Genomic DNA, 14,385 nt, shown 5'->3' on the forward strand with positions numbered 1-14,385 from the left:
TTATTTATATATGAATACTTCAAATGTATCTAATTAATAATCTTTATGTAACTTTAACCACTCTTTAACAGTAGCTATAACGGTTAAAGTTGTAAATAAAACATTGACATACAGTTATTTAAATGAAAGACACTAGCTTAACCAAAAACCAAAAGCAAGACCTTGTTAACCACATAAAGCAAAGTAAAACCTTTAAAAATGCCCCTACAAGTAGTGCTTTACTACAATACTTATTTGAGGCTACCGAAAATGAAACTTCACTTAAAGAAGCTACTATCGATATTGAGTTTTTTGGAGGTTCGCAAAACTCAGATAAAACTAATCCGCGTGTACGCGTGAATGTGTACAACTTGCGCAAGAAAATAGTAAGCTATTATGGAGCCGAAGGCCAAGACGAAGTCTATCACTTAATCATTGATAAAGGTCAATATCAAGTTCGATTTTATAAAAAAGAAACAGCAGTAAAACGTAAAATTAATTGGGCGGTGGTGATTCCTTATATAGGGTTGTTTCTTGCTCTTTTTATTTTAGTTCTAATAAAAATCCCAAATTCGAAACCTGATTTATGGAAATCTTTTTTGGACAATAATACGATTACTAATTTGTTTATTGGTGACCATTTTGGAATCACAGGCAACACAATAACAAACGGTAAAGGTTGGACTAGAGATTTCAATATAAATAGTCAAAAAGAATTTTATCAGCTTATTGATAAATATCCCAACTTAAAAGACCAAATCAAACCCTCTGATTATTCGTATAGCACCAAAATGGGGGTTTTGGCAACACAGCAATTGGAGCGTTTTTATCGAAATTACGATCACGATTTTACCATCCGTTTTACCACTCAAAGTTCAATTGTCGAGATTAAGGAAGGGAATGCCATTTATGTGGGGCCAACGAAAAATAACAGCCCATTCATTCCGTTTTTTAATGAAGCGAATCCTTATTTCAAATTAAAAGAGGATGTTTTGTACTTTTCCAGTCATCCTAGTTTGGAGAGCAAGCGGTTTGATTTGACTTCGCCCAAAGACACGGTAGAATATGCGATTGTTTCAAAATATCCCACAATAAACAACACTGAACATTTTGTGTTTTTCTCCCAACATGATATAGGTGTGAGTGCCACAGTGGAATATTTTACCAATCCTGAAAATATGGAGGCGTTTTCGAACCGTTACCTCAAAGGTAAAAAACACTTTACCGCTGTTTTTAAAGTCAAAGGACAAAACCGCACCAACACTAATATAAAACTAGAAATGGCCATACCTTTTTAAAGATACGACCATTTTTATTAGTTTATTTTACTGCTATTATTTTCCTTTTGGATAAACACGGTAAGGCTTTGCGTTACCTGGAGGTATAATTTTGATGGATTCTATGTCCATTTCTGATGGCAGTATGAAGGCATTTAAAATTACTTCTTTGCCATACTCTGGTGGAATTGGAATTTTTATAGCCAAAGTTTGGAATTCAGTATTTTCTTTTTTCACTACGTAGGTGTCAATTTCGTTTCCTAACATTGTTAACTTCAAAGTAGCTTCGTTTGTTTTTAACTTCATATTAACTTCAGCATCCCAAGTATTGACATAAAAACCAGGATCTGTAAAAGTCATTTTAAATTCTATTCCAGAATCCTCTTTTTTCGATTTAGGATTTGCAGTTTGCAAGAAGCTTTTGTCGTCATAAATAGCATCCCAATTTTTGAATCTATTAGGATCTTTTGCATTAAAATAGGCCGATTTATTGTCCACATTTACTTCTGGCACCACACCAGCTTTTAATGTTACTTTTCCTTTAGCTAAAATCTTTTCAGAAGAATTACCCACCATGATTTCAAATTTCCCATCGTTTACTTCAAAGCGTTTGTTGTCTACATTGTAATAATTGAAGGCTGCATAGGGTACATTTAAAGTTACATTTTTAGTTTCTCCCGCTTTAAGATGGATTCTCTCAAATCCTTTTAAAGATTTTAATGGTGCTAGTTTATTTTTACTTAAATCTCTGATATACAATTGTACGACTTCATCACCATCAATTTTCCCAGAATTGGTTACGTTTACAGTAACAGCAACGCTTTCATTGACAGCTAAAGTTGTTTTATCTAATTTTAGATTTTTAATATCAAAAGACGTATAACTCAAACCATAACCAAATGGGTATAAAGGTTTGTTTTTGAAAAACATGTAGGTACGTCCTTTTCTAAGGTCATAATCGTGTATGTTTGGCAAATCATTATCCGACTCATACCAAGTCGAGTTTAATTTTCCGCCTGGATTGTATTTTCCCCAAAGTACATTGGCAATTGCAGTTCCTTGCTCTTGACCGTTTGGCCACGCACAAATTATTCCAGGAACCTCTTTCTGAGAAGGACCAATCGTGGTAGCACCACTCGGAATCAAAACAACAACTGTATTTTTGTTTACTTTCAAAACGGCTTCAATCAATCTTTGTTGCGCACCAGGTAATGCCAAGGTTGAACGGTCTGTATTTTCGGTAGATGTTTTTTCGTCGTTTCCAACAAAAATTATAGCAACCTCAGATTTTTTGGCCGCTTCAACTGCTTCTTTAATTTTTGCTTCATCAAATGGTTCAATAATCCCACAACCTTCAGCATAATTAATTTGTGCAGTAGTGCTATTTTTTATTCCAGCCAATGGACTGATTTTACTTTTAGGAAATCCAGAATAAATTCCCAACCAAGCTTGATTTGCGAAGGGTCCTAAAACTGCAATTGATTTTACATCCTTTTTAAGTGGTAAAATATTGTCATTTTTTAATAAAACAATGGCTTGCTCTGCTGCTTTGAGTGCCAATTTTTTATGCGTGTCGCTTTCTAAAACAGATTGCGGTATTTTTGAATATGGATTTAGTTCTGGTTTATCAAAATCACCGGTTAAAAAACGCATTCTCAAAAGTCGAGCAACCGAAACATCAAGTTCAGCCTCTGTAAGTAAACCTTGCTCAATTGCAGGTTTTAAATTTTGTACCATTAGTGATGCCTTAGGTCGAAAGCATTCCTGATCGGTACCCGATTTTATAGATAAAGCGGAAGCCTCAGGAAATGATTTAACATATTTCTGATTGTTGAACATACCCGAAGCTGCGTTCCAATCGGCGACAACATAGCCTTTAAAGCCCCATTCATTTCTTAAAACATCAGTTAATAACCATTTGCTTCCAGAACTAGGAACTCCATTCAACCCATTTAGAGCCGACATAATTCCACCAGCTTCTTCATCGGCAATACAGGTTTTATAGGCAGGCATATAGAATTCTCTCAAATCTTTTTCGCTGATATTAGATTGAATACGCTCTCTGTTTTTCTCAACATTATTTGCAATAAAGTGTTTGACCGTAGTTACTGTTTTAAGGTATTTTTTGTCATTTCCTTGCATTCCTCTAATGTACATTCGAGCCATTTCGGACATTAAAAACGGATCTTCGCTATAACATTCTTCGTTGCGTCCCCATCTAGGATCTCTTCCTAAATTTACCGTTGGCGAAAACATCATCACTTCTTTCTGTCCATTGTTTTTTAAGGCACGTGCTTCGTTTGAAATAGCCGTAGCCACATCAAACATCAAGTTTGGATTCCAAGTGGCCCCCATGGCAATGTTTTGCGGAAAAGAGGTGCAATTCCATGCAATAACACCGTGCAATGCTTCGCCATACCAGATGTAAGCAGGGATGCCCAATCGTTCTATGGCAGGAATATCAGAACTGCATTGACTAATTTTTTCTTCAAGAGTCATCTTGGATAGTAAATCTTTCACTCTATCTTCAGTAGGAGCATTTGGATTTTTCCAAGTTTGCGCATTGCTTCCAGCTGAAAAGAGGAAAAGCGCAACAATAATTTTGCTTAGTTGATTCATAATTTATTTATGTGATTTTTTGATTGGTTTGTAATTTAGTCCGTTTAATTTGAAAGTTATTGCCTTTCAGATGCATTGCTAAATTGTAAACTGATTAGACTATAATAGTTGAAATTCATGGTTGGTATGTTTTAGTTATTACAGTACAAGGATAGTCGTTCCATTTTGAATGAATATCATAAAACAACTCAAAAACTGTTGCAATCACTGTAACTTTAACCGTTAAAATGATAGCTTAAATCATTAATAAACAAAGTGTTAACTCAAATAACAACAGACTTCAAGTTATAGGCTTCCTTTCTTTCTAAAAAAACCTTATTTTTGACCTTATGATGTCCGAAAAAGAAAAAACAGCTATACAAGATGCCTTGGAGAGAATAGGAAAACATTCTTTGTTTGCTAATTCTTCCGTGTACACAAGGCTTTTGAATTATTTGGTCGAAAAAGCACTTATTAACGAAGATGTAAAAGAGTTTACTATCGGTTTGGACCTTTTTTCGAAAAATTATAGTCTTGACAAAAATGATGGTACAGTTCGCTCGTATGTATATAATTTGCGAAAAAAATTAGATGAATTTTATTCGAAAGAAGGTGCTGATGAACCCATTATTTTCAAAATAAACAAAGGACAGTACAATCTAAATTTCATTAGTCAAGAAACATTTTCGAAACAAAAAAAGACAACTAAAGCTACTGTTACCATTCCGCTTCAATACCTCAAACTGGTCGGATTTTCAATAATTATAATTGGAATAATAATAGGAGCAGGATTTTATTTCGCTAACAAACCCGCGGCTCTTTGGAAGTCTTATTTTGACTCGAATGCAAAAAACTTAGTGGTAGTTTCAGATCAATATGTAGTGCATGAAAAACTGAGTGACGGTAGGGTTCATGGTGTAATTTACGCCAATATCAATAACGGAAATGAGTTTGTTGATTACACAACTACAACACCTATCAATAACCTGCAAATGACGGATTATACATTGATGTCCAAAATGGCGCCTTACTGTATTAAATCTATTGCAGACTGGTTTTCGGATTATAACAGTGATTTTGATCTAAAGCTAGAAAGTGAGCTCAATTACGATGATATTACTCAAAACAACATCTTGTTTATTGGACAGTTTAAAACAATGAACATGTCTAAGACTTTTTTTTTGAAAGACAGTAAAGCTTTTAAAATATTCAATGATGGTTTTGAATATAGCACCAACGGAAAGACCATTTTGTATGATACACAACAAGATAAAAACAGCAAAAAAGAATATGCTATGGTTTCGTGTATTAGTTTGAGCAAAGGAAAAACGGCTCTGTATTTTGTGTCCAATAATGATATTGGTGTGATGGCTACGGTCAAGCAATTTACAGACAAAGAATATTTAGATGATTTTCAAAAACAGTTGGGAAATAATGCCAAATATTTTAACGCCTTGTTCGAAGTTAGTGGATTGCAACGAACCGATGTAAGTTGCAAAATGGTAGCGCTAGAGATTTTGAATTGATTAGATTATACTTTAATCATAAACTGTATTTCTAGTTTTGGAGTTGGGCAAAATCTAATTTTATTAGTACTTATTGTAGAAAAACTGGAAGTAAATTGTTCTGCTGTAAGTTTCTATATAAAAACGTTATCAAGAAACTTACAGCCAGACAATTAATTATCTATTAAAAGAGGACAGACAGATTATTCAATAATCAAAAGCTTTTGCTTTTTAGCTTTTTCGTATAAATCATCATATAGTTTTTTATACATTTCTAGTCGCTTTTTTTGGTAAGGACCTGCTTGCAAAAAGCTGTTTGATATATTGCCTTGGTTCCATTCGTTCCAGAGTTTTGCCATAGCTGCTTTATCATTTGGACTATCCTCTACAATGTTGGTCGATTCAAAAGGATCTTTTTTCATATCAAACAATTCGGGTTTGTTTTTATTACCACCCTCTAGTAGGTATTTTGTTTTTTCTGTACGTACAGCCCAAGCTTTTCCATCGTCCATTCTCCAAAACAAAGCGTCATGTGGTGATCCTTTTTTGGCTCCAGTTAAATAGGGAATCAAATTGGTTCCTTCTAGTTTTTCGCCTGAGGTATCTCCATTTCCTAGCGCTACTGCTGTAGCTGCAATGTCTAGTGACGAAACTAATCCGTCAAAAACTCCTTTCTTTAAATTTCCGTTAGGCCAATGAACAAAAAAGGGTACATGTGATCCTCCTTCGTGTGTGTCGCCTTTTCCTCCAAGGAATGGAAAATTGCTAGTATAGTTATGTCCTTTCTGTTGTGGCCCTCCATTGTCTGAAAGGAAGAAAATTAAGGTGTTGTCATATTTACCAGAATCTTTCAACGCTTTTATAAGCATTCCTACACCTTCATCCATTTTATCAATCATGGCAGCGTACGTTCTGCGTTGTGGATTTTCGATGTTTTTATACTTTTCAATAGTTTCTTTAGGTGCTTCTAGAGGCATATGTGGCGCATTATAAGCCATATACAAACAGAATGGTTTTTTGCTATCACCAATAAATTTTGCAGCGTCTTTACTTAGTGCTGTTGTAAGATATTCAGTGAATTCTCCAGCTTTATCATTACGTGTTAAAGGATGGTAACTGCCCTCATTGGCGCTATACGCAGGTTCTCCCGTTTTTTTAGACACTAATGGCGCAACGGTTTTTACATTTTCAGGAAAGTAGGAGTGACCGCCTGCCAAAAATCCGTAGAAATAATCAAACCCTCGATTGTTTGGATGAAAAGGTTCTGAACCTCCCATATGCCATTTTCCTATTATTCCCGTAGTGTAACCCGATTTTTTGAGTCGGTTGGCAAAGGTTTGTTCTGTAAGTGGCAATCCATTATACATGTCAAAAGGGGAGTTGGTCAAATTAATTTCCAATCCAAAACGGGCTTGGTAGCGTCCCGTAATTAAACCAGCACGAGAAGGTCCACAGTACGGATGTGTTACATAGCCATTTTTGAAAATTACACCATTCTTTGCCAATTGGTCTAAATTGGGCGTTTTTATTTCGGTAGAACCAGTAAATCCTACATCGCCATAACCCAAATCATCGGCTAAGATTACTAGGATATTCGGTTTTTCTTGTGCTGTTGTTTTGATGGTGGTTACCAATGCTAAACAAGCTAAAAAATAATGTATTTTTCTCATTTTAGTTGAATTAAGGTATTTTTTATATTTTTAGACTTTAGTTAATGCTTTTGGTTTATTTTCGAAAATGAATTAGTTTAACATCCAGTAGTTATTTCTTGAATTTGATTTTAAATGCAAAAGCTTCTTCGCAAGGTTTGTTGCCTTTTACAGTGATTTTTAAACCTGATGCAGATTGGTTCCAGTCGAGCTTGTTTTTTCCACTTACAAAAGTTACCGATTCTACTTTTCGTTTTTCGTATTCATTGTTAGTAGCCAATGATTTGATGTTAAACACGCCATCTTTTGACCAACCCAAAGCTGTTGCATACAATACATCACCGTTTGTAGTGAAACGAATGTCTTCAAAACCTGCGTCTTTGTTGTTCTTTTCGGTATGGTTTCCTTTGTCTACTTTGGTTGGACCTTCACCATAAATTTTCCAAGGGCGAGTATTAAAAATCACCTCGTCATTAACAGAAAGCCATTCTCCCATAGTAGCCAAAATTTTCTTGGCAGGATCTGGAATTGTTCCATCTGCTTTTGGGCCGATATTTAATAATAAACAACCATTTTTACTCACTATATCAATTAATTCATCTAGTAGATAATCGGCTGTTTTGTACTCTTCATTGTCGATATATCCCCAAGATATTTTACCAATAGAGGTATCTGTTTGCCAAGGATATTTGTTGATATTATCCATACGACCACGCTCCAAATCCAAAACAATTAAATCTTCAGGGAAAGATGGGTATTTCATGTTTTTGTCTTGAAAAACAACTTCTTTATTCCATTCTTCGCCTTTGTTGTAATAGTACGAAAGGATTTTTTTGTGTACGGGTTCAAAACCAGCGTCATCCAAACCATAATCAAACCAAAGCAAATCGGGTTTGTAGTTGTCAATGATATCGGTGGTTCTGTTCCACCAAAGGTTCAAATATTGTTTTGTTGGCGCAGCTCCTGGTTCAACAGGTTCCCCATATAAATCAAAATATCTAGGATCATTAGTATCCCATGTAGGGTCAATTTTAGAATAATACAAACGGTTGTAGGCAAAGTGAGAAGACATACCAAACTTTAATCCTTGTGTCCTACAAGCATCAGCTAGCATTTTCATCACGTCTTTTTTAGGTCCTGTTTCCACAACATTCCATCGTGTTACTTTAGAGTTGTACATGGCGTATCCATCATGGTGTTCTCCAACAGGAACTACATAACGTGCTCCCGATTTTTTGAACAACGCAATCCATTCTTCTGCATCAAATTTCTCTGCTTTGAACATCGGAATGAAGTCTTTGTATCCAAATTTTGATGGATCACCATAATGTTCTCTGTGGTAACTGTACGGATTCATACCTCCTTTATTCCACTTTTGATCGTAAATTCCTTTTGGATATTTTTCACTACTATAGGCAGGAACGGCGTAAGGTCCCCAATGTAGAAAAATTCCAAATTTGGCATCTTTAAACCATTCCGGTACTTTGTAACCTGCACGTATCGATTCCCAACTGTCGTCGTACTTCTTTTTGATTGTTTGCGGTTTGTTTTGAGCACCAATGTTGAGGCTTAGTGCTAAACAAAATACCAAGGCTTTTTTGTACATATTATTAATTTGAATTATTTGTTTTTGCTACATTATATAAACATCTTTCATTACAATTCCTATTAGGTTGTCGCTGTTTTGTAAAGGAATTGAATGTTTTTTAATACTATTTTCCAGAAATATAAATGCGGCCTTCTATGAGTACTGTTACTCCTCCGGCTTGAGTGCAAGTGTCTACTACCGATTGAAAGGCTTTTGTATTGCTGGTTTTGTTATCTCCTTTGGTTCCAAAATCAAGAGCATCCCAAGTTTCTTTGGCTTCAAAGCTAAATAAGGTGATGATTGCAAATGCAATGGCGACTATCTTGAAAAAAGAGTTATTACTGTTTTTCATATTTATATATCACTTTTTAAAGGTGATCAGAATCAAAAAAGATTGTTATACAAAAATGAAGCTTATAAACTGCTTTGTGCTCTACAAATGTTTTAGATAGTATAACTAATGAGTTTTTTTTTAAATTAATTTAGAATTTTATAGCCAAACAAAAAAGGAGCATTTTTAGACGCTCCTTTATAATTTTCACTAATTTTTATTTTTGCCAGTACGCATCACATTCTTTCATTTTTTATTTACCAAGAACATTTTGTGTCTTTGGCTAATATTCTTTATTTATTTCTTGAATTTTAACTTTTTCTTCTTGAATTTTTTGCGTTCTTTCGGCTGCCATAGATTTTAATTGGTCTACTTGTTCAGTGGCTATATTCAATTCTTTGGCACCGTTCTCAAGACTTTTTTTCTCTTGTGCATTCATTGCACTTGTACAAAGTGCCAAGGCAGCAATAACTAATAATTTTCTCATAGGTTTTGTGGTATTTGGATTAATTAATTTTGATTTTAAAATTCATCTCTTTATTTGAGATTATACTTTCTTGATATAAACATAGTAAGCTACGTTTTCTTGTCCTTTGTTGTCAATGAAGTTGGCGTTCAAGATGGTCTTACCAGGCTTTAAATGCATTTTGAAATTTGCCGAAAGTGCGTTTGGATCTACTTTTGTTTCTTCTTTATTTCCATTACCAAATTGAACGATCGCTGTTACATAATTCATTTTTATTCCAGCAGGAACTGGATTTTCTAAACCAGGTAGTTCTTGTTTTGATATGCCTTTGGCAACGGCATTAAGCGCTAGTTTTGATTCGATAGGGTAACGACGTAATTCTATTTCGTAGTTTCCTTCTTCCACAATATCAACGTTCCAATAGCCCAATCCCATGGCTCCATTACGAATTAGTGTTTGATTCCAAGGTTGTTGTCCTTCAGCGCCATGTACGTCGTGTGCGGTTAGGGTAATAGGGTTTTCTTGTTTGGTTCCTACTTTAAACGAAACTACATCTTTGAACGTTGGTACTGTTTTGTTCCACCATTGGTCATAGAATTTGGTTAATTCAACAACTTTTTCTGGGTTTTTACTAGCAATATTGTTTTTTTGTCCAGGATCATTCGTGATGTTGTACAATTCTTTACCGTTGATTAATCGCCATTTGTCTTGCATCACCGAAGTGTTTTTCCATTTTCTTGGTTCTTGTACACGTTGCGAATCGGTGATTAGAATTCTGTTGGTGTCAAAAGCTTTTCCTCTCAACAAGGGTACAAAACTTTTTCCTTCCAATTCTAAGTGATTTTTAGGTAATTGAATTCCACATAAGTCGGCAAGAGTAGGCATAATATCTACATTGGCTGTCAAAGCAGTAATATCTTTTGAACCTGTTATTTTTCCGTTTTTCCAGTAGATGAAAAAGGGTACTCGGTGACCACCTTCATATTCACTCCCTTTATTTCCTTTCATACCAGCATTGAAACCTCTTACTTTTCCATCCTTATTATTGTAACCGTTTGATGTACCATTATCGGTCATGAAAATCAAAATCGTATTGTCAGCAATACCAAGTTGTTTAATAGATTTTCTTAGTTTACCAAAATTTTCATCAGCATTGGTAATCATTCCGTAAAAACGTTTTTGAGAGTCAGATAGTATATCATCGCTTAAGTCTTTGTACATATTATAGTATTCAACAGGTACATTGTATGGACCGTGTGGCGCATTGGTTGCAATGTAACAGAAGAACGGTTTGTCTTTGTTTGTTTTGATAAAGTCAATTGCTTCTCCAAAAAACACATCGGTACAGTAGCCAGTATATTTTTGTGGTTTTCCGTTTTTGAAATAGGTGTCATTAAAATAGGTATTCCCCCAATAGTCAGGAGTTTGCTCGACTCCGCCACCTTGGTGCATTACAGTTTGTTGAAAACCTCTGTTTTCGGGTAAAAAGTCATGGTTGTCTCCTAAGTGCCATTTACCAAAACCACCAGTAACGTAACCCGCTTGGGTAAACATATCACCTAATGTTTTTTCGTTTTCACGCAACAATGACCAACCACCAACTGTATGCCAAACACCTACTTCGTCCGCATAGCGTCCGGTCATAAGTCCAGAACGGGTAGGGGCGCAAGTAGGGCCCACGTGGAAATCGGTTAAGTGGTAACTCTCTTTATAAAACTGGTCAATCTCGGGTGTCTTTATAATCGTATTTCCATGAAGTGCTAGATCTCCGTATCCTTGGTCATCGGTCATGACAAGGATGACGTTGGGTTTGCTGTTTTTGGACGTTTGTGCTTCGTTTTTGGAAGCGCAACTAATAATTAAAATACTTAATAGCGTAGTGATTTTTATTGTTCTCATTTTTATATAGTAATTAGTATTTTTCCATTGTTTGTAATTCTGGTGATCCGCCACGATTGCCACAACCAGAGGCGATATAAAGTTGGTTCTTATAAGTTACCACTCCAGTGCCATGTCGTCCTGTGATTAGATGTGGATAAACGCTCCAAGTATTTGTATCAATATCTAAGGCATCTATTTCATGGTGTGCTTGGTTTTGTCGAACGGATTCTCCGCCTATTACCAAAATTTTGTTATTGAAGAAGGTCGCAAATGTTCCTGCTCGCTGGCTTGGAATAGGATTTTTTATGGTCTCCCAAGTATTTTTTTTAATATCAAATACATCCACTTCTGCTATAGTTTCTGAAAATGTCTTTTGAGGTGCTTGTGATAATCGACCTCCTAAAACGTAAATTTTATTTTTTGCTACAACGGCTTGAAAGTGATCTCTTGATCTTGGAGCATCTGGAAGTATTTTCCATTCGCTTGTCTTTATGTTGTAACTGTCCATTTTCTTTTGATGTCCATCAATGTGTCCGTTTGTAATGCCGCAGCTCAAGTAAACAATGCCATTTTGAATCACATTTCCAGTAGAACCCCTTAATCTTGCTGGCGGAATGGTATCGCCTGTACTCCAAGTATTCGTACTGCTGTTGTAAATATAAATTACGGGAACAGGAACTTCTGCTGGGTATTGTCCTGTCAATGCGCCAATAATGTAGACTTTGTCTTGGTATACTACGGGCTGAAAATGGTGTAATTCAATAGGTGGTTTGGCGCCTAGGGTCCACTTTTTTGACTGTGTGTCAAAGATACTTACGGGACGGATGCCGCGCCCGCCTAATAGGTACATTTTGTCTTTGATGCCCACAAAAGCTGCTTCATGACGCGCAACCGGTTTGGATCCATCAGAAGCAATTACTTCTTGCCATTGCCTGTTGGTTGCTGTGGTGATACTTTGTGTTTTTCGGCCACATCCCAACGCCATCATGCCCGAAATAAGGACAAAAAGGAGCTGTTGTTTTTTTATTGGAAGTAGCTGAAGCATTGTTGGTTTTAAATTTTTCATAAAAGTAGTTTTTTGGTATAGTTGTCTTTGTTTACTATGATTAAAAGGATGCAACATATGGTTAATTGGGTGTTTAAAGCGGTCTTTATAGGTGATTTGTGATCGTTTATGGAAAAAAACAACATATAAGTACGGTATTTCCTGATAGCCCTGATCGCAGCGGTATCCTTTGCTTTTTTTCTTTAAAAAAGCAAAGATATAGCGAAGAGCAGGAACCAAATTCACATAAAAGCGGAATGTTTCTGCTCCTAAAAAAGCACTAAAATTTGATTTGGATATAAAACAAAAAACCCGTTTAAAATGAATTAAACGGGTTATGATATTTCTTTCTATTCTAAAAAAGATTATTTGTTTTCTTGATTTATGCGTTGTTTTTGTTTGTTGCTTAAGCCTTGTCTCAGGTATACATCGACGTCATGATTAACGCGGTGTTCTTTCATTTCGGGATCGTTTAGATCTTGACTCAGGTCGCAATCAAATCGTACCATAATAGAATGGTTTTTCCCTTTTTCACCTTGATTTATAAAATGAGAAAGTCCCCAAGTAATTCCCCTGCCGTCCTTGGTGTCTGTATAAGCATCGGGGACAAAAGGAGCGGCAGCATACGGCATTAATTCGGTTATGGATGCAATTTCAAAATTCACGCCATCTTCGGCATATTGAATCGTGTTGTGCTCATTACCATCTTTATAAACCAAAGCTGCAATACCGCTTTTAAAAGGAAACAAAGAGGTTTCATGACCTGATGAAATAACTGGATTTAAAGGATTTTTGGTAAAGGGACCCAAAGGATTATCGGCCGTTGCTAGACCTTGCATGCGCACCCAATGTGGCGCAATACCAGTATCGGATTTGTAATATAAATATATTTTTCCTTTGTAAACTAAGGGATATGGATCGTGAATCGAGAATTGATCCCATTCGTTTTTGGCACCATTTGGAATTACGACTTTATTGTAGGCAGTCCAAGGGCCATCTGGCGAATCGGCATAGGAAACGGCAACAGGGCAATCGTCACCTCTTTTTCCGCTGGCTTCCATAAAACCTTGGTAGTACAAATAGAATTTACCTTTCCAAACCAAAATGTCGGGGGTGGTAACTGCGCGCCAGCCTACATTTGGTTTTGCAGGTCTTTTGACAGCCACGCCTATTTCTTTCCAATTGAAGCCGTCGGTACTTGTTGCATACCATATTTCGCCTAAATCCCAGTCTGATGACGGAATGGTTTCGCTACTTTTATCTGCTCCTTGTGGCGGAGTTATTGTATTTCGGTAGGTGTACCAAACATAATATTTGCCGTTGTGCAAAATGATTTTGGAGGGATCCCTACGACTAATTTTTCCGTCATGATTGTTGTAATCAAAGCCTTTGATCTCGGTGTATTTAAACTGAGAGAAAAGTTCGTTATCTTCTGGTTTTGGTGCCGAGTAGTTGTCATATAATCGTTCCATTGCCCGACTTAATTGTCGATTAGGTTTTTCTTTTGGTAACATAAAAGGAAAACCATCGGTAGTGTTTTGGGAAAAGCTATTGATCGAAAGTAGTAACAGTAACGCCAAAACGGAACTGCTGCAGCATTGTATTTTTTTGGATGTACTCATAAATTAATTTTTGGTTTAGTTATAAAAAAAATCATTGAGAAAATTAGTAAATTAATCTACTTAATGATACTGAAACATATAAAAATCTATATAATTGCGTTATTAAGCTCCGTTTCCAAAAGCGACGAATAAAATACCGACCACCATACAAGATAAGCCTAAGTAAAGGAAATTTCTAGCTTTGGCAGAGGCGTTGATCCATTCTTTGGTTACGATTCCGCTCATGATGGCAGTTACCACGCAAGAGGTGTTGAAGATGGCGTAACCAACCGTATTTCCGCTATTTCCTAGTTTGAAAGCTGCGAAAGCAAACAAAGCAGAAGCTGCATAATGAAAAACGGCCATTACTAAAATCAAGAAAAAGTTTTTGCTAAAAGATGGCGTTTTGAAGTCGTTCCAAGCTTTTTTGGCAGACAGTTGCCATACAAAATAAGCAGTCATAAC

At 35.9% G+C, this 14,385-nt stretch carries 10 protein-coding genes and 1 pseudogene; 2 read left to right on the plus strand and 9 right to left on the minus strand.

Annotated features, from left to right (window positions below):
- Positions 1-122 precede the first annotated feature (122 nt).
- Positions 123-1,277, plus strand: coding sequence for a hypothetical protein (locus M2326_RS14445; RefSeq protein WP_264620257.1), 1,155 nt, complete (start codon positions 123-125; stop codon positions 1,275-1,277).
- Positions 1,278-1,313: 36 nt separating this feature from the next.
- Here M2326_RS14445 and M2326_RS14450 read toward each other — a convergent pair whose 3' ends face one another.
- The gene (locus tag M2326_RS14450; protein WP_264620258.1) at positions 1,314-3,875 is read right to left on the minus strand and encodes a glycoside hydrolase family 3 C-terminal domain-containing protein; all 2,562 of its coding nucleotides are present in this window, start codon (positions 3,873-3,875) and stop codon (positions 1,314-1,316) included.
- A 329-nt stretch (positions 3,876-4,204) separates the two neighbouring features.
- On the opposite strand from M2326_RS14450, the gene M2326_RS14455 reads away from it, so the two are divergent.
- Positions 4,205-5,380, plus strand: coding sequence for a hypothetical protein (locus tag M2326_RS14455; RefSeq protein ID WP_264620259.1), 1,176 nt, complete (start codon positions 4,205-4,207; stop codon positions 5,378-5,380).
- Between the two features lie 182 nt (positions 5,381-5,562).
- Here the strand turns inward: M2326_RS14455 and M2326_RS14460 are convergent, their stop codons facing one another.
- The 8 genes and pseudogenes from M2326_RS14460 to M2326_RS14495 form a co-directional block, all read right to left on the minus strand.
- A complete protein-coding gene (locus M2326_RS14460) occupies positions 5,563-7,029 on the minus strand; it encodes a sulfatase family protein (protein ID WP_264620260.1) in 1,467 nt (488 codons plus the stop codon).
- 91 nt (positions 7,030-7,120) lie between these two features.
- Entirely contained in the window at positions 7,121-8,614 is a 1,494-nt protein-coding gene (locus M2326_RS14465) for an alpha-L-fucosidase (RefSeq protein WP_264620261.1), read from the minus strand.
- Positions 8,615-8,720: 106 nt separating this feature from the next.
- Positions 8,721-8,948, minus strand: a complete 228-nt coding sequence (locus M2326_RS14470; protein ID WP_264620262.1) for a hypothetical protein — start codon at positions 8,946-8,948, stop codon at positions 8,721-8,723.
- A 262-nt stretch (positions 8,949-9,210) separates the two neighbouring features.
- On the minus strand, positions 9,211-9,414 hold the full coding sequence (locus tag M2326_RS14475) for a hypothetical protein (RefSeq protein ID WP_264620263.1): 204 nt from the start codon (positions 9,412-9,414) through the stop codon (positions 9,211-9,213).
- 60 nt (positions 9,415-9,474) lie between these two features.
- Positions 9,475-11,292 (minus strand): arylsulfatase, encoded by a 1,818-nt coding sequence (locus M2326_RS14480; protein ID WP_264620264.1) that lies wholly within the window; start codon positions 11,290-11,292, stop codon positions 9,475-9,477.
- 13 nt (positions 11,293-11,305) lie between these two features.
- Positions 11,306-12,340, minus strand: coding sequence for a Kelch repeat-containing protein (locus tag M2326_RS14485; RefSeq protein WP_264620265.1), 1,035 nt, complete (start codon positions 12,338-12,340; stop codon positions 11,306-11,308).
- A gap of 344 nt (positions 12,341-12,684) precedes the next feature.
- Positions 12,685-13,941, minus strand: coding sequence for a glycoside hydrolase family 117 protein (locus M2326_RS14490; protein WP_264620266.1), 1,257 nt, complete (start codon positions 13,939-13,941; stop codon positions 12,685-12,687).
- A gap of 102 nt (positions 13,942-14,043) precedes the next feature.
- A pseudogene (locus M2326_RS14495) lies at positions 14,044-14,385 on the minus strand (L-rhamnose/proton symporter RhaT); the annotation flags it as partial.

Source organism: Flavobacterium psychraerolatum, from assembly GCF_025960985.1.
Classification (GTDB): domain Bacteria; phylum Bacteroidota; class Bacteroidia; order Flavobacteriales; family Flavobacteriaceae; genus Flavobacterium.

What these genes read in the sequence shown, in the direction of transcription:
- M2326_RS14470 (WP_264620262.1), bottom strand. Translation starts at nt 8,948, where the DNA reads ATGAAAAACAGTAATAACTCTTTTTTCAAGATAGTCGCCATTGCATTT.
- M2326_RS14460 (WP_264620260.1), bottom strand. Translation starts at nt 7,029, where the DNA reads ATGAGAAAAATACATTATTTTTTAGCTTGTTTAGCATTGGTAACCACC.
- M2326_RS14450 (WP_264620258.1), bottom strand. Translation starts at nt 3,875, where the DNA reads ATGAATCAACTAAGCAAAATTATTGTTGCGCTTTTCCTCTTTTCAGCT.
- M2326_RS14490 (WP_264620266.1), bottom strand. Translation starts at nt 13,941, where the DNA reads ATGAGTACATCCAAAAAAATACAATGCTGCAGCAGTTCCGTTTTGGCG.
- M2326_RS14465 (WP_264620261.1), bottom strand. Translation starts at nt 8,614, where the DNA reads ATGTACAAAAAAGCCTTGGTATTTTGTTTAGCACTAAGCCTCAACATT.
- M2326_RS14485 (WP_264620265.1), bottom strand. Translation starts at nt 12,340, where the DNA reads ATGAAAAATTTAAAACCAACAATGCTTCAGCTACTTCCAATAAAAAAA.
- M2326_RS14480 (WP_264620264.1), bottom strand. Translation starts at nt 11,292, where the DNA reads ATGAGAACAATAAAAATCACTACGCTATTAAGTATTTTAATTATTAGT.
- M2326_RS14455 (WP_264620259.1), top strand. Translation starts at nt 4,205, where the DNA reads ATGATGTCCGAAAAAGAAAAAACAGCTATACAAGATGCCTTGGAGAGA.
- M2326_RS14475 (WP_264620263.1), bottom strand. Translation starts at nt 9,414, where the DNA reads ATGAGAAAATTATTAGTTATTGCTGCCTTGGCACTTTGTACAAGTGCA.
- M2326_RS14445 (WP_264620257.1), top strand. Translation starts at nt 123, where the DNA reads ATGAAAGACACTAGCTTAACCAAAAACCAAAAGCAAGACCTTGTTAAC.